A 19,174-nucleotide genomic window follows, 5' to 3' on the forward strand; every position below is an offset into this window, starting at 1 on the left:
GTCCATGGCGATGAACTGCGGCAGGTTATATTCGCCAAACAGATCGACCACGGTAATGCCGCCGAATTCGTGGCTGCTGGAAAAAATATCTGGCCGGGCTTCCACCGCCATGATGTCGGCATGGCTACACACCGACCAGAACGGGCCGAAGGGGCTGTTGGCCTGGTAATGTACCGGCGCATCGGCGCGCAACCGGGCGAACACCGGCCGCCAACTGTCGTTGGCGTACAGCGTTGCGTCAGACACATCGATCACATCAAGTGGAACAGCAGCCACAGTGGCTGGAGCAATCGTTGCCATCACATCCTCCCCATTTCGTGCGCCGCATCTTCACGGTCATTGGTGCGATGCTACGCTGGATCGATCCCAACTGCGAGTCCCTGTGCCATGGCCATTCCCTCTCATAACAATCATGATTCCAGCATCGATCCCACCCGAGATCAGGTTCGAAACTTGCGCGATCACGGCCGTGACGGGCCGGTGGTGATGATGAACCTGCTGAAGTTCCGCGAAACCGCTAATTACCCGGCCGAAGCTGGTATGGCGCCCTGTTCGGGGAAAGAGGCCTATGACCGCTATCAGCACGCTTTCACCGTGGTGGTAGGCGCGGTGTCGCAAGCGGAAGTGCTCTACGATGGCCCGTGCGAACAGGTCTTCATCGGCCAGCCCGGCACAGAGGTCGCCGATTGGGACAAGCTGCTGCTGGTTCGCTATCCGACGCGCCAGCATTTCCTGAACATGATGGCAGACGACAGTTACCGCGATGCATTGGTCCATCGTTATGCTGGTTTGGAACGAACCGTCCTGATCCAATGCGGATAAGGAAGCTGCCGTTCACACCAGTGTTGCACCGCAGCGCCAGCACGGTATGAAGGCGGGCATCACAGACCGACCGCTGCGCCAGCCGAAAGGCAGGGCAGCGAAAGGGGCCAGATAGAAGGGCAACTCATGGCATCTCGACCAATAGCGCCGCCGCCGCGCCCGCTGTCACCGCATCTCACCATCTGGAAATGGCGGGTCCACATGGCAGTCTCCATCGTGCACCGGGTGACGGGGCATGCGCTGGCCTTTGGCGCCGTGGTGATCTTTGCCTGGTGGCTTGCGGCGCTTGCCAGTGGCCCGACCTATTTTCGCCTGTTTCAGGATATCGTTTTCTCGCCGCTTGGCGTTGTGGTCGGCTTCGGCCTGACCTGGGCAATGTTCCAGCACATGGGCAGCGGCATCCGCCACTTCATCATGGATTCGGGCGAAGGTTTCGATCTCGCTACCTCGCGCCGCATGGCGCTGGCGACCTTTGCCTTTTCGGCCATTGCCACGCTGGCCTTCTGGGCCTTCATCCTTCTCGCCCGGGGGTATTGATCATGGGTAATGGAACCCAACTCGGCCGCGTGCGCGGGCTTGGTGCCGGGGGTGGCGCCGTCGTTCATCACTGGTGGCTGCAGCGCGTCACAGCGGTGGCCAGCCTGTTCCTTGTGCTGTGGTTTGTCTTCAGCCTCGCCCGTCTGCCCAGCCTGGATTACGCCTCCACCGTAATGTGGCTGCGCCAGCCGCTGGTGGCGGTGCCGATGTGCCTGCTGGTGGTCAGCGTTTTCTGGCACTTCCGCCTAGGTGTGCAGGTGATGCTGGAAGATTATCTGCATGGGTCAAAGCGCGTCATCGCCTTGCTGGCCCTCAACTTCTACACCTTTGCCCTTGCAGCCTTGGCACTGTTTTCGGTGCTCAAGGTCGCCCTGTCTGCCGGTTGATTGGAAGCCCAAGTGCCTGAAGCCTATCAGATCATCGATCATGTTTATGATGCCGTCGTCGTCGGCGCTGGCGGTTCTGGCCTGCGCGCCGCCATGGGCATTGCCGAAGCCGGGCTGAAAACCGCCTGCATCACCAAGGTTTTCCCCACACGCAGCCACACTGTCGCGGCGCAGGGCGGCATCGCAGCCGCGCTCGGCAACATGGGCCCGGATCACTGGACCTGGCACATGTATGACACGGTCAAGGGCAGCGACTGGCTCGGCGATCAGGACGCGATCGAGTATCTCTGCAAGGAAGCCCCGGCTGCCGTGTACGAACTCGAACATTTCGGCGTGCCGTTCAGCCGCACCGAAGCCGGCCGCATCTATCAGCGCCCGTTCGGCGGCATGATGCAGAACATGGGTAGCGGTCCGCCGGCCCAGCGCACCTGCGCCGCCGCCGATCGCACCGGCCACGCCATGCTGCACGCGCTCTATCAACAGAGCCTGAAGTACAGCACGGACTTCTACATCGAATATTTCGCCATCGATCTGATCATGGTGAATGGCGAGTGCAAGGGTGTCATCGCCATCAACATGGAAGATGGCAGCATCCACCGCTTCCGCAGCCATCAAACGGTGCTAGCCACCGGTGGTTATGGTCGCTGCTATTTCTCTGCCACGTCTGCCCACACCTCCACCGGTGATGGTGGCGGCATGGCGATCCGGGCTGGCGTGGCCATGCAGGACATGGAGTTCGTGCAGTTCCACCCCACCGGCATCTATGGTGCCGGCGTGCTGATCACCGAAGGCGCGCGCGGGGAGGGCGGTTACCTGACCAATAGCGCTGGCGAGCGTTTCATGGAGCGTTACGCCCCGTCGGCCAAGGATCTGGCCTCGCGTGACGTGGTCAGCCGTTCGATGGCGATGGAAATCCGCGAAGGCCGCGGCGTCGGCGCCGAAGGCGATCACATCCACCTGCACCTCAACCACATCGATGCCGCCGTGCTGCACCAGCGCCTGCCCGGGATCAGCGAAACCGCCAAGGTGTTTGCCGGGGTGGACGTGACCAAGGCGCCGATCCCTGTGGTGCCGACCGTGCACTATAACATGGGCGGCATCCCGACCAATTATCACGGCGAAGTTGTCACCCTGAAGGATGGCAACCCCGACAGCGTGGTGCCCGGCCTGTTCGCGGTAGGCGAAGCCGCCTGCGTGTCGGTGCACGGTGCCAACCGCCTGGGCTCCAACAGCCTCATCGATCTGGTCGTCTTCGGCCGCGCCACAGCGCACCGCGTCGCCGCCATCCAGAAGGCCAACGCCGGCCATGCCGCACTGCCCAAGGACAATGCCGATTTCGCATTGGGCCGGCTTGACGGCTTCCGCCACGCCAAGGGCGGCAGCAGCACCGCCGAAGTGCGCCTGGCCATGCAGAAGACGATGCAGGCCAATGCCGGCGTGTTCCGCACCAGCGAGATCCTCGATGAAGGCGTGCGCAAGATCGACGCCGTCTATCAGCGTATGGCCGATATCGGCACCACGGATCGTTCGATGGTGTTCAACACCGATCTGATCGAGACGCTGGAGCTCGACAACATGATCGGCCAGGCCGTGCTGACCATGCACATGGGCCAATCTCGCCACGAAAGCCGCGGCGCCCACATGCACGAGGATTTCCCGGCCCGGGATGACGACACGTGGATGGTCCACTCGCTGGGCTGGTTCCGCGATGGCTCGGTGGAACTCGCCAAGCGCCCGGTGCACACCTACACGCTGTCGGATGATATCGAGTATATCAAGCCCAAGGCTCGAACGTACTGAACTGCGTATCGTATGTCTCGGGGCCGTGCCGGTGGCCGGCTCCTAGAGATTACGCCCGTTCCAAATTTGGTCGGCTTGCTGCCAAGCGTTCACCTTACGCCAGTGTTCACCTTCCAAATCGGGCAATCTGGCCTCTCACGACCTTCACCATCGGCTTTTCCAGCCAATAATGAAACAGGAGAGAGGCAGCGATAGAGGTGGCGAAGGCCAGGACAAGCAGGGGAAAATCTGACCGGTGGAATGAATCCGGAAGCAATGGCCAGGCGGCACGGATCGCCCCAAGCGCAAAAAGATGGACGAGATAAAGGGAATAAGAGGCGTTACCAAGCGCCACCAGCCATGGAACGGTCTTGACTTGGCCCTGCAGGTCGGCGGCAACCACGAGCAACACGATGGCAGCAGATGGCATGCCAAACATGAACCATCTCGTTGGGTCAAGGCGGCCCACGGGTTGCTGGATAGCCCAAATAAACCATATGCTTGCCGCACTGAACAACACGGCTATGAGCCAAGCCGGCATCTTGAGCCGTGGGGCCGCATAAGCAACGAGCATTCCAAATATAAACTCTAGCATCAGAGTGTTGGTGTAAAAATCGAACCACGGATTTCCGGCGTATGCAAAAAATCCACCTGCCAGCACGAGCAGCGAAATCTGAATGAAACTGATGAGAACGCGATAACGGTGATTGATAAGCATGGCGGCGGCGAAGACCATGTAAAACAATATTTCGTAATTCAATGTCCAGCCAATCGCGAGTAGTGGCATCGTGCCCATTTTTTCGTTGGGATGTGGCCAGGGAAAAAACAGCAGGGAAGCAACCAACTGGGCCAGATCGGGGCGCGCGGACTTGAGCAGTGACGGCGATACCACAGCCAAGACCGCCAAGGCGATCGTCACCAGCCAGTATGGAGGCGCAATCCGCGTGAAGCGATCGAGCAGGAAAGCGCCAGGGCGTGCTGCATTGGCTCGGCCGGAAATATGAACCATCATGAAGCCGCTGATGACGAAAAAAATATCAACCCCGGACTGCCCGCCTTCGAACGACCGCCCCATATCGCCATAACCGACATAGGGAACCATCTGCCAAGCATGCGCGCCGACCACCAAGGCAGCGGCCACAAACCGCAGATATTGAACACCTGGCAAAACGTCAGTCCGCTGCGCGCTTACCTTCAGCAACCCCTTGACCCCTAAAAAACACCTGATTGGTTCTAGTTTCGAACACGTACAGACGCAAACTGGATTTTTCATGCTTCAGAACAAGATGGGCGAGCAATCTAGGCCGTATTTTGCATGCGGAACGGCACGTCGGCTGTTGTCAGGGCCGCTGCCTCTCGTGCATAGGTTCTGCCAGGTAAGGAATCGTCGCAATGGCTGAATTTTCGCTCCCGTCCAACAGTGTCATCAAGGCAACCGGCAAGACCTATCCGGCGCCGACCGGGGCTTCGCGTACCAAGCAGTTCAAGATCTATCGCTGGAACCCGGATGACGGTGAAAATCCGCGCTACGACACATACAGCCTCGATCTCGACGCCACAGGGCCGATGGTGCTGGATGCGCTGATCAAGATCAAGAACGAGGTCGATCCCACGCTCACCTTCCGCCGCTCTTGCCGGGAAGGGATTTGCGGGTCCTGTTCGATGAACATCGATGGCTCGAACACCCTGGCCTGCACCAAGCCGATCGAGGAGGTGAAGGGCGAGGTCGTGATCACGCCGCTTCCGCACATGGAGGTGATCAAGGACCTTGTCCCTGATTTCAAACATTTCTATGCGCAATATGCCTCGATCAAGCCCTGGCTGCAGACCGTCACCCCGGCGCCGTCGGGCGAGGAGCGCATCCAGTCTCCGGACGAGCGTGAGAAGCTGGATGGCCTGTATGAGTGCATTCTGTGCGCGTGCTGTTCGACGGCCTGCCCGAGCTATTGGTGGAACAGCGACAAGTTCCTCGGCCCGGCCATCCTGTTGCAGGCCTATCGCTGGCTCGCTGATAGCCGCGACGAGATGACCGGTGAGCGGCTTGATGCGCTGGAAGATCCGTTCCGCGTCTATCGCTGCCATACCATCATGAACTGCTCCAACGTCTGCCCGAAGGGCCTCAATCCGGCAAAGGCGATTGCGGACATCAAGCTGATGATGCTCGAACGCGCAGGATAAGCCGCGCAAGGAAACGGCAATGGACGACACGGCGCTGTGCGAACTTTCGGCAAGCGCCGCTGTCGCGCTGATGACCTCTGGCGAGCTTTCCGCTGAAACTTATGCCACGGCGCTGCTGGCGCGCTGCGGGCAGGGCGCTCATCTCAATGGCTTCATCAGCCTGGATGCAGAACAGGTGCTGGAGCAGGCCCGCGCCGCCGATGCCCACCGCGCCGCTGGCAAGCCGCTCGGCCTGCTGCACGGCCTGCCGGTGCCGGTGAAGGACAGCGTCAACACCGCTGACTATCCCACCACGGGCGGCACCGATGCGTTGCGCCATTTCCGCCCCGCAAGCGACGCCGCGTGCGTGACGCTGCTGCGCCAGGCCGGTGCCATCGTGCTGGGCAAGACCAATCTGCACGAACTATCGTTCGGATGGACCAGCACCAACGCCGCCTTCGGCGCGGTGCGCAACCCGCACGATCCGTCGCGCATTCCCGGCGGCAGTTCGGGCGGCACAGCGGCCGCTGTGGCGGCCGGCATGGCGCCGCTGGGCGTGGCCGAGGATACCGCCGGATCGATCCGGGTGCCGGCGGCGCTGTGCGGCCTGTTCGGTTTCCGTCCCACGACGGGCCGCTATCCCAACGGTGGCGTGGTGCCGATGACTGCGCTGTTCGATCAGGTCGGCCCGCACACGCGCAACATGGACGATATCGTGCTGTTTGATGCGGTGATGACGGGTGACGCGCCGTCCATCGCCCCGGCAACACTGGCCGGGCTGCGGCTCGGCATCGATAGGGCCTTCTTCTTCGCCGGCCTCGACCCTGCCGTCGCACAGGCGACCGCGCAGGTCATCGCTCGCCTGCAAGCGGCTGGCGTGGTGCTGGTGGAGGTGGAACTGCCGGGCCTTCAGGGGTTGATCGATGCAGCCGGCGTGCCGATCATCTTTCATGATTTCCTGCCATCGCTTGGCGCATATCTCGCCGGGAATGCCGCGCCTGCCAGCCTTGCCGACGTGCAGGCGCAGCTTGCCAGCCCGGATGTGCAGGTTGCGTTCAGCCTGTGCACGCCGGTGAGCAACAGGGAAGACCCTGTCTATCGCGCGGCGCGGGATGTGCATCGCCCCGCGTTGCAACACCTGATGGCCACCTGTTTTGCTGATCATGGCATTGCGGCGCTGCTGTTTCCGACAACTCTCGTGACGGCCACGCCCATCGGCGCCGACCGCAGCGTGACCATCAATGGCGTCGATGTGCCTTTTGGCACCGCCATCGGCCGCAATATCCTGCCTGGCAGCACGGCGGGCTTGCCCGGCCTCGTCATACCCTGCGGTCGTGCCAACGGCTTGCCGGTGAGCCTCGAGCTTGATGGCCCGGCCGGCAGTGACCGGCAATTGCTGGCCATTGGCATGGCCATTGCGGCGTTGCTGCCCACTGTCACAGCAGCTTCGCTTGCCGGGTCTTGATGGCTTTGATAAGTTGATTATGCAACGCTAGTAGTTACTGGTCGTAAATGTGGCATGATGGGTGGGACTGTGCAGCAGATAGTATGCCTCGGCGGACAGCCTGACCAGGTGAGCGCATGACCGCTTCGGTACTCCACACACGCGCAGCGATGGATCGCAAATCGGCGCGCATTCTGCCGCAATATAATAGCCTGCATCACCGGCCGTGGTGGAAATTTGCCAGCATCGCCTTTGTGGCGTTTGCGCTGTTTCTCACCATGTACACCGGCTTCCTTGTTGCCATCGGCGGCACGCTGGCGTTCCGCTTTGTCGGCTTCCCCATCGCGGTCATGGCGCTTTTGGGCCTGTGGTTACTGCCCGATGTGGACAAAGCCGATAACGCGCCCTTCTGGAAATTGCTGTCGGCCTTTCTGTTCCTGATGGTGGCGTGGCCTGCCTATGTCGCTGTTGCCATTCCCGGTCTGCCGTGGGTGTCACCACCGCGATTGATCCTGGCGGTGATGCTGGTGGTGATGCTCACCCATTTCCCGCAGATTGCTGAAGCCCGCCGCAAAGTGGTGGACCTGCTTGGCTACGACAAGCTGGCGCTGCGGCTCTATCTGCTGTTCATGGTCATGGAGGTGGTGGTTCTGCCGCTGTCGCCGGCGCCGGTTGACGCTCTGTCCTATATCTTCATGCAGTCGGTGCTCGATTTGACAGCGATGGTCGTTGCCGCATGGCTTTTTGCCGACATTCGCACCGTGCCAAGGCTGATGCGTGTGCTGGTCTATGCCGGCATCTTTACCTTCCTTGTCGGGATTCTGGAAAACTTCATGCAGCGGCCGCCGTGGATGGGCTATCTTCCCAGCTTCCTCCGCATCGATTCCGAACTGCTCCAGGTCTATATGTCGCCGCAGGCGCGCGTCGGAGACGGCAGATATCGCGTGCGCGCCACCTTCGGCATCATTCTGTATTACAGCCAGTATCTTGGCATCATCATCCCGCCGCTGCTCTATGAAATGTGGCGGATGCGCGGGTGGAAGCGTGCGCTGGCTATTCTGTTGATTCCGCTGATGCTGCAGGCGGTATGGTTCTGCAATGCCCGCACCGCCTTCATCGCCTTGTTCGTCTCGCTGTTCGGTTACGGCGGTATGATCATGATGCGCCAATTGTTCTACCGCAAGAAAGGCGACGCGTTGAAACCTGGCATCATGGTAGCACTGGTGATGATGGGCGTTGCCGGCATGGCGGGCGCCATCGCCAGCAGCCACCGTTTGCAGATGTACACGATCGGCGGGTCGCAGCATGTCGGCAGCAACGCCGTGCGCGATCAACAATGGGCTGGCGCCTGGCGCGCGGTGGCCAAAAACCCGATCGGTGTTGGGATGGGCATCCCGCTGCCCGAAGTCGGCGCTGTCTCAAACAAGGGCATCGCGATTGTTGACAGCTATTACATCAACTTGCTGGTTGGCGTCGGGCCGCTGGGCTTTATCGGCTTTATTGGCTGCCTGGCGCGCCTCGCCTGGTTGGGCGTGATGACCTTCATGCGCGCCAGCGACGAACTGGAAGAATGGGGCGGGGCACTGGCGTTGTCGATGATCAACTTCATTATCGCGGCCTACGTTATCAGTTTTGCCGACAACAACTACTTGGTGTTCGTAATGGCGGCGGCCATTCTGGCGCTGCACCGACATCAGGCCAAGCGGTTGGCAGGCGAGTTGGCGGCACCGCGACAATTGTCTTCGCCGTCTACTGCGCTCGTCCGGAGCTGACTGGCGGCGCAGGCTGTAGCCGTTACTTCGGCAGCGGCGGATCCTTGGTAAGATCCTGTAACCTGGCGTTTGCCGCAAGCGTCGCTGCCTCTCCCGCCAGCGTTTGCAGGTCTCTCACCGCCGCCTCGGGTCCGACCTTGCGCACGTCAGCGCCGCGCTGATGGCGCGCGGCATCCGACCCGGGTCGGATGGCAAAGGCCGAAATTGGCAGATCTCCAGCGGTCAAAGGGGCGTTGAAGCTGTTGCCAGGGTTGCGTCCGTCCGGGAGATCTCGCGGTTTGTAGACGAAATTGTTGATGTCCTGCATCCCAACCACCTCCGGCCGGATCGCCATCAACGCCGCGATATTGTTGGACGCACGCCCCCAGGATTTTCCCGCCACCAGAATAGCCGGCTGCCAACCATAACTCGACTTGCCGGTCGGATCGCGAGGCACATTGCCGGTGAAGGCGTGCGGCGAACCGATCACCGTGTTGTTTTCAATAATCAGCCCACGGATATTCGTCGTCGAAATCCCGTGCCGCGACGATCCAAAATAGACATTGTCGCTTATGACGAAATTGCGGTGATATCCCATCGGCTCTCGGCCGGCCTCATAGGCTTCGGCGCGGATGAAAATGCCCTGAACTGCACGATCTTCGCCGGCTGAAAGGTAATTGCCTTGGATAGTTACCATGCTCGACCCGGTCGGTACGTGCTGGGTGAAGAACTGGATCATATCGGGATGTTCGAACTTGTCGAAGCGCGGCCGCCAACCTTGAAACAGATTATTGCGAATGGCCAGCCCATGCGTCGCCCGCACCATCAGTCCTTCGCGTGCATTGGTGAAGCGGTTGCCTTCGATCACCACCCCAAAGCTGTCCCGGATGCCGGCAATCTGCTTGACATGGTCAACCTCAGATCCTGCGAACACAATGGCTTCGCTGCCCCTGACGACAAGACCGTTGGAATCCTCGTTATCCGGGCCGGGGCCGGGGGTGGCCCCGGTGAGGTGCACGTTCGACACGACGATGTTCCGCGACGAAGCGATGTCGAGCGGCATCAGGCGTCCGGTACCGCCGATGATCGTCACACCATCGAGGTGCCACCCAGCTGCTTTCAAAAACACCGCCTGATCGATCCGCGCCCCGCGCGGGCCAGTGATCCGGATCGGCTGGCCATCGATCTCCCGGCGGACGACCAGTCGCGGATAATCGCCCGCCGCCAGCCTGATCGTCGTCCCCGCCCGCGCCCACAAGACTGCGCTGGATAACGATGCCGCGTCAGTAACCTCGACCACATTACCGCGCATTTGGGCAAGAACCAGCGCTGGTTGCGGCAGCAGGCCGATCGCCATCGCTCCGGCGCCGACCAGCAACATCCCGATGCTGACGATTCGCGTTTTTTTCATGGCTGAGTGATAACACGACTGATCACCTACTACATGAATGACCTCGTCCATTTCGCAAAAGGACCCGTCGCTTGGCCCTACACTGCATCCGACCTGCCCAGATCCCCGACCCGTTGATCTCGGTTGTGATGCCCAGCTTCAACCGTGCCAAACTGATCGGGCGAGCGTTGGACTCGATCCTGGCGCAGACGCTGACTCGCTTCGAGGTGATCATCGTCGACGATGGTTCAACGGACGACACGCTGGAAATTCTCAACGGCTTCAGCGATCTCCGCATCGCCATCTTCCAGGTCGATCATAACGCCGGGGCCCCGGCCGCACGTAACGCTGGCGTCGCTAAGGCGCGCAGTCGGCTCGTGGCCTTTCAGGACAGCGACGACGAATGGCTGCCCGGCTTGCTCGCTGCCCATGTGGATGTGCTCAAGCGCGACGATGTCAGTTTCTGCCAGCTTGACCAGCGATATGGAACCGCTCGCACACTCTACCCTGCGCCGGGTTGGCAGCTTGCCGACGATGTCTATGCCCAAATGCTGGAAAGCAGCCACATCTCTACCCAGACACTGGCGATGACCAGGGACATCTTCGACCGCGCCGGCGGTTTCGATCCCGCCATGCCGCGGTTCCAAGATTGGGACCTCATCTTGCGTCTCGCTCAAGTCGGCGCCAGCTTTCATTATATCAACCAGCCACTTGCTATCGCCTATGACAGCCCCGACAGCCTGACCCGCAGTGTCGAAAAGGGCATCATCGGCCGCCGCCGCTTGATCGAGAAGCACGCTGATGCGTTCGCACGGCATCCGGCGGCGCTGGCACGTCACCACTATGTAATGGGTTCACAGTTGCGCCGACTTGGCCAGTTCGGCGAAGCGCGCAGCGAATTTGCGTTGGCCTTGCAGCACGGCGGCTTCTTCCCAAGAGCCGCGGCGCAGTGGGCGCTGGCTACGCTCCATCGTTGAGGCTGGACGCGCGCCTTCGCCGGGGCTAACCGCTCAATTCATGTCTCGCGAAACATTCACCGAAGGGCCCAATGCGGGCTGGACCTGCTGGCGCCGGGATCCGGACGGCCGCTTTGCCTCGATGCTGGGCGATTTCTTCTTCCGGGAAGGCGCACGCGGCGTTGAATGCCGCATGGAAACCGCCCGCAAGCATTCGAACGGGCTGGGCTATCTGCACGGCGGTTTCATCATGTCGTTCATCGACATGGCGATGTTTGCCTTCATCTTCCGCCAGCTCGAAAACTCCGCCGCCGTCACCCTGTCGTGCGCCACCGATTTCCTTTCGGCCGGAATCGTCGGCAAGCCGATCGAAGCCCATGGCGAAATCCTGAAGGAAACCGGCAAGATGCTGTTCGTGCGCGGCCTGGTCACGCAGGACGGCGTCAACCTTGCCAGCTTCACCGGCACCATGCGCAAGATTCCGCGTCCGCCGCGGCCCACTGGCGAAGGTCATGCGGCACGGCCGGGAGAGATGCAGGTTGACTGATGTCGCCGGCCGCTATGCCGAACTGCTGGCTGCGGGCGAACTGAAGCCCGATGCCGCGCAGGCGGCGGTCGTGGCCCGGCTGGCAGCGCTGGAAACCGCGCTGAACCGTCCTGTCGAAGCGCCCGGCCTGATTGGCCGTCTGTTCGGCAAGGCGCCGCCCGCTGCCCCGAAGGGCCTCTACATCTGGGGCGGCGTGGGGCGCGGCAAGTCCATGGCGATGGACCTGTTCTTCGCCGCTTCCACCGTATCGCCCAAGCGCCGCGCCCATTTCCACGAATTCATGGCCGAAGTGCATGGCGCCATTCACGCCCGCCGCCAGGCTGGTGATGCCGATCCGCTGATCAGCGTCGCCGATCAGATCGCCACATCTGCCCGCCTGCTGTGTTTCGACGAGATGCAGGTGAAGGATATCGCCGACGCCGCCATCCTCTCCCGCCTGTTCACCGCGCTGATGGAAAAGGGCGTCACGGTGGTGACGACCAGCAACCGCCCCCCGCGCGACCTCTACAAGGATGGGCTCAACCGCCATCTGTTCCTGCCTTTCATCGCCCTGATCGAAGCCAGGCTGGACGTGGTTACGTTGGACGGACCGACTGATTATCGCCTTGCCCGCCTGTCGGGCACCCAGACCTGGCATGTCCCCAATGGCTCCGAAGCCACCGCCGCGCTCTCCGCTGCGTTCTTCCGGATGACCGATTATCCGCCCGAAGACCGTGAGCATGTGCCGACCGCCGAACTGCCGTTGCCCGGCGGGCGCTTCCTGCATGTGCCCAAATCGCTCAAGGGCGTCGCCGTGTTCAGCTTTGCCCGGCTGTGCCGGCAGCCGCTGGGCGCTGCCGATTATCTCGCCATCGCCCGTCATTATCACACTGTGCTGATCGTCGGCATTCCCAGGCTCGGCCCTGAAAACCGCAACGAGGCGATCCGCTTCATCCACCTGATCGACGCGCTCTACGAACAGAAGGTCAAGCTGGTCGCCGCCGCCGATGCCCAGCCCGATCAGCTTTATCCGGCCGGCGATTCCAGCTTTGAATTCGAACGCACCGCCAGCCGCCTGATGGAAATGCAATCCGCCGCCTATCTGGCGCTCGGCCATGGCGGCTGAAGCCGGTTGAGAGATTTTTGCTTACAAGAACGTCAGCCCGCTGCATGGCAACGGGCTGACTTTATTCAGGGCGATTGGACCTAGCAGACCCGGACCGGCAGGTGGTCAGGAGGCGGCGACAATCATCCGCGCGCCTCGACGCCGCATCATCGCACCCACAGCGCCCAAGCCGAAGATCATCATCGCCCACGACGCCGGCTCAGGTACGCCGCCCTGGCTGTTAAAGACGAAGTCATCGAAACTGGCGCGGTTTCGGCTGCCAAAGGCGGTGAAGGTCAACTCGGTGGCGTCCTGGCCGTCCATGAACAGCGTGCCCATCTGGAAATTGGTGTAATCGACACCGGCAGTAAAGGTCTTGCTGAACGCCGCCTGCCCCCCGGTTCCGGACACGGTGAGCGACGTCACCCCACTAGTCTGAAACATTATGCTAGAGCCGCCGCCAAACTGGAACGAGTTGAGCGTGAAGACGCTGCCATCGAGCGCCGCCATGGTGAAGCCCGATTCGGAGCCCACATTGGTCCAAGACGTCAGATGCATGGTGCCATTAGTCGGCAACGCCGATTCATTATTCGTTCCGAATCCATCAGCTGTGGACGTGAAAATATAGCCGCCATCGGTAACCGACGGGACGAAATACACGACCGGCTGCGTGTCGAACGTTACGGAAGCGGCCAGCGTCGGCGACGCTGCCGCCAAAGTTCCAAGCGCTGCGAATACGACAGTTAAAGATTTCATTAATATTTCCCCTGATTTAACGAACCCGCAATATCTTATGCAGAATTATTGTCAATGCGTAGCCTGATCATCGAGCATCGATGCCCGTGCCAGAAAAGCACGATCAAGGATTTGGTGACCCGGCTTTCTGTGGTGAAACATGGTTGTCTGCCAGCTGCGAGGCCAGCAACCGCCTCCTTCTTTTCACCGGCTCGGGCTTTGCTGCGGTTGCGCGCTGCGCCGTCGCGCTCTATCCCACCCGCGACATTCTGACCGACTCAAAAGGAAAGGCCTCACCCCATGGCTCGCAAGAAAATCGCCCTGATCGGCGCCGGCAACATCGGCGGCACGCTCGCCCATCTCGCAGCGCAGAAGGCGCTCGGCGATATCGTGCTGTTCGACGTGGTGGAAGGCGTGCCGCAGGGCAAGGCGCTCGATCTGGCCCAGTGCGCGCCGGTCGAAGGCTTTGATGTGAACCTGAAGGGTTCGAACGATTATGCCGATATCGCCGGCGCCGATGTGATCATCGTCACCGCCGGTGTCGCCCGCAAGCCGGGCATGAGCCGCGACGATCTGCTCGGCATCAACCTGAAGGTGATGAAGGCGGTGGGGGAGGGCATCAAGACCCACGCCCCGGGCGCCTTCGTGATCTGCATCACCAACCCGCTCGATGCGATGGTGTGGGCGCTGCGCGAATTCTCGGGCCTGCCGCATCACATGGTCTGCGGCATGGCCGGCGTGCTCGATTCCGCCCGCTTCCGCCATTTCCTCGCCGATGAGTTCAAGGTGAGCGTGCGCGATGTGAACGCCTTCGTGCTCGGCGGCCATGGCGACACGATGGTGCCGGTGATCGAGTATTCCACCGTCGCCGGCATCCCGGTGCCCGATCTGATCAAGATGGGCTGGTCCACCCAGGAGCGCATTGACGCCATCGTGCAGCGTACACGTTCGGGCGGCGGCGAGATCGTGGCCTTGCTGAAGACCGGCAGCGCCTATTATGCCCCGGCCACCAGCGGCATCGAGATGGCCGAGGCTTTCCTGTATGACCAAAAGCGCCTGCTGCCCTGCGCCGTGAACCTGACCGGCCAATATGGCGTGAGCGATCTTTATGTCGGGGTGCCGGTGATCATCGGCGCCGGCGGCATTGAGCGCATCGTGGAGATCGAATTGTCGCAGTCCGCGAAAGACAATTTCCAGGTGAGCGTGGATGCGGTGAAAGAGTTGCTGACGGCCTGCAAGGGCATTGACCCGTCGCTGGCGTGAATTTCACCGGCAAGGCAGACCGAAGGATAGGGATTTCCAATGAACATCCATGAGTATCAGGCCAAGGAATTGCTGGCCAAGTTCGGCGTTCCGGTGCCGGTCGGCTTTGCCGCGATGAGCGTCGAGGAAGCCGTGGCGGCGTCGGCCAAGCTGCCGGGCCCGCTGTATATCGTGAAGGCGCAGATTCATGCCGGCGGCCGCGGCAAGGGCAAGTTCAAGGAACTGCCCCCGGAAGCCAAGGGCGGTGTGCGCCTGGCGCGTTCGGCCGACGATGTGCGCGCCGCCGCGACCGACATGCTGGGCAACACGCTGGTGACGATCCAGACCGGTGCCGCCGGCAAGCAGGTCAACCGCCTCTATGTCACCGACGGGGTTGATATCGCCAAGGAGCTTTATCTGGCCATGCTGGTCGATCGCGCCACCGGCCGTATCGCCATCGTTGCCAGCACCGAAGGCGGCATGGATATCGAGGACGTGGCGCATCACCACCCCGAGAAAATCCACACCATCACCATCGATCCGGCGACTGGCGCCATGCCGCACCATGGCCGCGCCGTGGCAGCCGCGCTGGGCCTGACCGGCCCCCTCGCCAAGCAGGCGGAAAACGTCACGCTGAAGCTCTATGATGCCTTCATCGGCACCGATGCCAGCCAGATGGAAATCAACCCTCTCGCCGTGACGGATGACGGCAAGCTGCTGGTGCTCGATGCCAAGGTCGGTTTCGACAGCAACGCGCTCTATCGCCACCCCGATCTGGTCGAACTGCGCGATCTGACCGAGGAAGACCCGGCCGAAGTCGAAGCTTCCAAGTACGACCTCGCCTTCATCAAGCTGGATGGCAACATCGGCTGCCTGGTCAACGGCGCTGGCCTTGCCATGGCCACCATGGACATCATCAAGCTGAATGGCGCCGAGCCGGCCAACTTCCTTGATGTTGGCGGCGGCGCGGACAAGGAGAAGGTGACCAACGCCTTCAAGCTGATCCTGAAGGACCCGGCGGTGCAGGGCATCCTGGTCAACATCTTCGGCGGCATCATGCGCTGCGACATCATCGCGGAAGGCATCATCGCCGCCGCGAAGGAAGTGCAGCTTTCGGTGCCGCTGGTGGTGCGCCTGGAAGGCACCAACGTCGAACTCGGCAAGGAAATCCTTGCGAATAGCGGCCTGCCGATCGTGTCGGCCGACAATCTGGGTGATGCAGCGGCCAAGATCGTCGCTGAAGTGAAGAAGGCCGCCTGAGCCATGAGCATTCTCGTCAACGCCAATACCCGCGTCATCACGCAGGGCTTCACCGGCAAGCAGGGCACGTTCCATTCGGAACAGGCCATCGCCTATGGCACCAAGGTCGTCGGCGGCACCGCGCCGGGGAAGGGCGGTTCCACCCATCTTGGCCTGCCGGTGTTCGATACGGTCGCCCAGGCGCGTGAAGCCACCGGCGCTGATGCGTCGGTCGTCTATGTGCCGCCGCCCGGCGCCGCCGATGCCATCTGCGAAGCCATTGCGGCAGAAATTCCGCTGGTGGTCTGCATCACCGAAGGCATTCCCGTGCTCGACATGGTGCGGGTGAAGCGGGCGCTGCAAGGGTCGAAGACCCGCCTGATCGGGCCGAACTGCCCCGGCGTGTTGACGCCCGGCGAATGCAAGATCGGCATCATGCCCGGCAACATCTTCCGCAAGGGTTCGGTCGGCGTCGTCTCGCGGTCCGGCACTCTCACCTATGAAGCCGTGCACCAGACCAGCGCCGTGGGCCTGGGCCAGACGACCGCCGTGGGCATCGGCGGCGATCCGGTGAACGGCACCAATTTCATCGACATGCTGGAGCTCTTTTTGGCCGATGAGGCCACCCAGTCGATCATCATGATCGGCGAAATCGGCGGTGATGCCGAGGAGCAGGCCGCCCAGTTCCTGATCGACGAAGCCAAGCGTGGTCGCAAGAAGCCGATGGTCGGCTTCATTGCCGGTACCACCGCGCCTCCGGGCCGCCGCATGGGCCATGCCGGCGCCATCGTGTCGGGCGGCAAGGGCGATGCGGCATCGAAGATGGCGGCCATGGAAGCGGCCGGCATCCGCGTGTCGCCGTCGCCGTCTTTGCTGGGTGAAACGCTGATCGAGGTGCTGAAGGGCTGAAGCCCTTGGCATTGGCGCGGAAAAGCGTGTCACATGTCGGCACTGCATGGCCGGCATGCGACAGTTTGCCATGACATGGCCGCCATGTGCCGTTAAACATGGTAGAGTCGAAGGCTTGAGGATCGTCACGATGGATATGGAAGCCCTGCTGCCCGGCCCGGAAGATCGGCCGGCGCCAAGTTGGGCCCGGCCGAACTGGCCGATCCTGCCGGGTGATGAACTGACACGCGGGCTTGATGCGGCCGGCATGTTTGCCGAAAGCGCCGCCAAGACTGCCGGTCGCGCCGCGGCCGCGGCTGCGGTATCAGGTGCCACGCCGGAAGACATTGCGCGGGCTGCCCAGGATGCGATCAGCGCGCTGATGCTGATCCGCACCTATCGGGTGCGCGGTCACCTTGCCGCCAATCTTGATCCGCTCGGCCTGGCCGTGCGGGATCTGCCGGCGGATTTGACGCCGGGATATCATGGCTTTGGCCCGAATGATCTCGATCGCCCGGTGCATATCGGCGGCGCGCTGGGCCTGCAGACGGCGACCATCCGCGAGCTGGTTGGCATCCTGCAGCGCAATTACTGCGGCAATGTCGGCCTTGAATACATGCACATCAACGATGTGGAGGAACGGCGCTTCCTGCAGGAGAAGTTCGAAGGCCGCGACAAGGAAATCCACTTTACGGCCAATGGTAAGCGCGCGATTCTGAACAAGCTGGTTGAAGCCGAACAGTTCGAAAAGTTCCTCGGCCGCAAATATGTCGGCACCAAGCGCTTCGGCCTTGATGGCGCCGAAGCCATGATCCCGGCAATGGAATCGATCATCAAGGTGGGCGGCGCGCTGGGCATCACGGAAATCGTGTTCGGCATGCCGCACCGTGGCCGGCTCAACATGCTGGCCAATGTGCTGCAGAAACCGTTCCGCACCATCTTTCACGAGTTTGCCGGCGGTTCCTCCAACCCCGATGACGTGGGTGGTTCCGGCGACGTCAAATATCACCTCGGCACCAGCACCGATCGCGAGTTCGATGGCAACAAGGTGCACCTGTCGCTGGTGCCCAACCCGTCGCACCTCGAAGCGGTCGATCCGGTCGTGCTGGGCAAGGTCCGCGCCATCCAGACGATCATTGGCGACAATGCCCGCAAGCAGGTGATGCCGATCCTGCTGCACGGCGATGCCGCCTTTGCCGGCCAGGGCATCGTGGCGGAATGCTTCGGTTTTTCAGGGCTGAACGGCTATGGCACCGGTGGGACCATCCACTATGTCGTGAACAATCAGGTTGGTTTCACCACCAGCCCGCAGTTTGCGCGTTCGTCGCCTTATCCTTCCGATATGGCCAAGATCGTGCAGGCGCCGATCTTCCATGTGAACGGTGACGATCCGGAAGCCGTGACCTATGCCACCAAGGTGGCCACCGAGTTCCGCCAAACGTTCGGCCGCGATGTGGTGATCGACATGTGGTGCTACCGGCGCTTTGGCCACAACGAAAGCGACGAGCCGAGCTTCACCCAACCGCTGATGTATGCCGTGATTGGCAAGAAGAAGACGGTCAGCGAGCTTTATGCGGACCGCCTGGCGGGGGAGGGCGTGCTGACCGGTGATGGCTACAAGGCCATGATTGATGGTTATGTCTCCATGCTGGAAGACGAATTCGACGCCGCGGCCGGCTTCAAGGCCAATGCTGCCGATTGGTTCGGTGGTCGCTGGGCTGGTCTGGGCAAGCCCAAGGAAACCATCGACAGCCGCCGCGCCGCGATGACAGGCGTGTCGATGACGGAACTGCACCAGTTGGGCAAGCAGCTGACCACGGTGCCCGATGGCTTCAATATTCACAGGACCTTGGCGCGCGTTCTTGATGCCAAGGCGGAGATGTTCTCCACCGGCGCCAATATCGATTGGGCGACCGCTGAGGCGCTGGCTTTTGGGGCGTTGCTGAAAGATGGCTATGGCGTGCGCTTGTCAGGCCAGGATTGCGGCCGCGGCACGTTCAGCCAGCGCCACTCTGTCTGGACCGACCAGAAGGACGGCGGCCGCTATGTGCCTTTGAAGGCAATGGATTCCCGCTTCGAAGTGCTGGACAGCCCGCTTTCGGAATTCGGCGTGCTCGGTTTCGAATATGGCTATGCGTTGGCCGATCCGAAGAGCCTGATCCTGTGGGAAGCCCAGTTCGGCGATTTCGTGAATGGCGCGCAGACCATCATCGATCA

The 19,174-nt window shown here is 61.7% G+C and carries 17 protein-coding genes and 1 pseudogene; 14 read left to right on the forward strand and 4 right to left on the reverse strand.

The window, feature by feature from the left end:
- Positions 1-300, reverse strand: a pseudogene (locus RT662_RS15200) (cytochrome P450); the annotation flags it as partial.
- 87 nt (positions 301-387) lie between these two features.
- Between RT662_RS15200 and RT662_RS15205 the strand changes: the two are divergent.
- The 4 genes from RT662_RS15205 to sdhA all read left to right on the forward strand — a co-directional run bounded on the left by RT662_RS15205 (position 388) and on the right by sdhA (position 3,545).
- A complete protein-coding gene (locus tag RT662_RS15205; RefSeq protein WP_313671533.1) occupies positions 388-822 on the forward strand; it encodes a hypothetical protein in 435 nt (144 codons plus the stop codon).
- 126 nt (positions 823-948) lie between these two features.
- Positions 949-1,359, forward strand: coding sequence for a succinate dehydrogenase, cytochrome b556 subunit (gene sdhC / locus RT662_RS15210; protein WP_313671534.1), 411 nt, complete (start codon positions 949-951; stop codon positions 1,357-1,359).
- Positions 1,360-1,361: 2 nt separating this feature from the next.
- Entirely contained in the window at positions 1,362-1,745 is a 384-nt protein-coding gene (gene sdhD, locus RT662_RS15215) for a succinate dehydrogenase, hydrophobic membrane anchor protein (protein WP_313671535.1), read from the forward strand.
- Positions 1,746-1,757: 12 nt separating this feature from the next.
- Positions 1,758-3,545: a succinate dehydrogenase flavoprotein subunit gene (gene sdhA, locus RT662_RS15220; protein ID WP_313671536.1), complete on the forward strand. Its 1,788-nt coding sequence runs from the start codon at positions 1,758-1,760 to the stop codon at positions 3,543-3,545.
- Positions 3,546-3,651: 106 nt separating this feature from the next.
- Here the strand turns inward: sdhA and RT662_RS15225 are convergent, their stop codons facing one another.
- Complete coding sequence (locus RT662_RS15225) at positions 3,652-4,725, reverse strand: acyltransferase (RefSeq protein ID WP_313671537.1); 1,074 nt, start codon at positions 4,723-4,725, stop codon at positions 3,652-3,654.
- A 191-nt stretch (positions 4,726-4,916) separates the two neighbouring features.
- On the opposite strand from RT662_RS15225, the gene RT662_RS15230 reads away from it, so the two are divergent.
- The 3 genes from RT662_RS15230 to RT662_RS15240 all read left to right on the forward strand — a co-directional run bounded on the left by RT662_RS15230 (position 4,917) and on the right by RT662_RS15240 (position 8,897).
- Entirely contained in the window at positions 4,917-5,702 is a 786-nt protein-coding gene (locus RT662_RS15230; RefSeq protein WP_313671538.1) for a succinate dehydrogenase iron-sulfur subunit, read from the forward strand.
- A gap of 19 nt (positions 5,703-5,721) precedes the next feature.
- Positions 5,722-7,146: an amidase family protein gene (locus RT662_RS15235; RefSeq protein ID WP_313671539.1), complete on the forward strand. Its 1,425-nt coding sequence runs from the start codon at positions 5,722-5,724 to the stop codon at positions 7,144-7,146.
- A gap of 329 nt (positions 7,147-7,475) precedes the next feature.
- Positions 7,476-8,897, forward strand: coding sequence for an O-antigen ligase family protein (locus RT662_RS15240; protein WP_313671540.1), 1,422 nt, complete (start codon positions 7,476-7,478; stop codon positions 8,895-8,897).
- A gap of 22 nt (positions 8,898-8,919) precedes the next feature.
- Here the strand turns inward: RT662_RS15240 and RT662_RS15245 are convergent, their stop codons facing one another.
- Positions 8,920-10,338 (reverse strand): right-handed parallel beta-helix repeat-containing protein, encoded by a 1,419-nt coding sequence (locus RT662_RS15245; RefSeq protein ID WP_313671541.1) that lies wholly within the window; start codon positions 10,336-10,338, stop codon positions 8,920-8,922.
- 62 nt (positions 10,339-10,400) lie between these two features.
- Here RT662_RS15245 and RT662_RS15250 point away from each other — a divergent pair, with 62 nt between their 5' ends.
- From RT662_RS15250 to zapE, 3 genes are read left to right on the forward strand one after another with little or no spacing between them, the layout of a single operon-like run.
- Complete coding sequence (locus tag RT662_RS15250) at positions 10,401-11,243, forward strand: glycosyltransferase family 2 protein (RefSeq protein ID WP_409530179.1); 843 nt, start codon at positions 10,401-10,403, stop codon at positions 11,241-11,243.
- A gap of 40 nt (positions 11,244-11,283) precedes the next feature.
- Positions 11,284-11,769, forward strand: coding sequence for a PaaI family thioesterase (locus tag RT662_RS15255; RefSeq protein ID WP_017669093.1), 486 nt, complete (start codon positions 11,284-11,286; stop codon positions 11,767-11,769).
- A complete protein-coding gene (gene zapE, locus RT662_RS15260) occupies positions 11,762-12,874 on the forward strand; it encodes a cell division protein ZapE (RefSeq protein ID WP_313671542.1) in 1,113 nt (370 codons plus the stop codon). Before RT662_RS15255 ends, zapE begins: the two co-directional genes overlap by 8 nt.
- 105 nt (positions 12,875-12,979) lie before the next feature.
- Here zapE and RT662_RS15265 read toward each other — a convergent pair whose 3' ends face one another.
- Complete coding sequence (locus RT662_RS15265; RefSeq protein WP_313671543.1) at positions 12,980-13,609, reverse strand: PEPxxWA-CTERM sorting domain-containing protein; 630 nt, start codon at positions 13,607-13,609, stop codon at positions 12,980-12,982.
- A 279-nt stretch (positions 13,610-13,888) separates the two neighbouring features.
- On the opposite strand from RT662_RS15265, the gene mdh reads away from it, so the two are divergent.
- The 4 genes from mdh to RT662_RS15285 all read left to right on the forward strand — a co-directional run.
- A complete protein-coding gene (gene mdh, locus RT662_RS15270) occupies positions 13,889-14,851 on the forward strand; it encodes a malate dehydrogenase (protein WP_313671544.1) in 963 nt (320 codons plus the stop codon).
- Positions 14,852-14,890: 39 nt separating this feature from the next.
- Complete coding sequence (gene sucC / locus RT662_RS15275; protein WP_313671545.1) at positions 14,891-16,090, forward strand: ADP-forming succinate--CoA ligase subunit beta; 1,200 nt, start codon at positions 14,891-14,893, stop codon at positions 16,088-16,090.
- Between the two features lie 3 nt (positions 16,091-16,093).
- Entirely contained in the window at positions 16,094-16,978 is an 885-nt protein-coding gene (sucD, locus tag RT662_RS15280; RefSeq protein WP_022678923.1) for a succinate--CoA ligase subunit alpha, read from the forward strand.
- A gap of 130 nt (positions 16,979-17,108) precedes the next feature.
- A partial coding sequence (locus tag RT662_RS15285; protein ID WP_313671546.1) for a 2-oxoglutarate dehydrogenase E1 component occupies positions 17,109-19,174 on the forward strand: 2,066 nt, incomplete at its 3' end.

Origin of the sequence: Sandarakinorhabdus sp. (genome assembly GCF_032115815.1) — a bacterium.
GTDB lineage: Bacteria > Pseudomonadota > Alphaproteobacteria > Sphingomonadales > Sphingomonadaceae > Sandarakinorhabdus.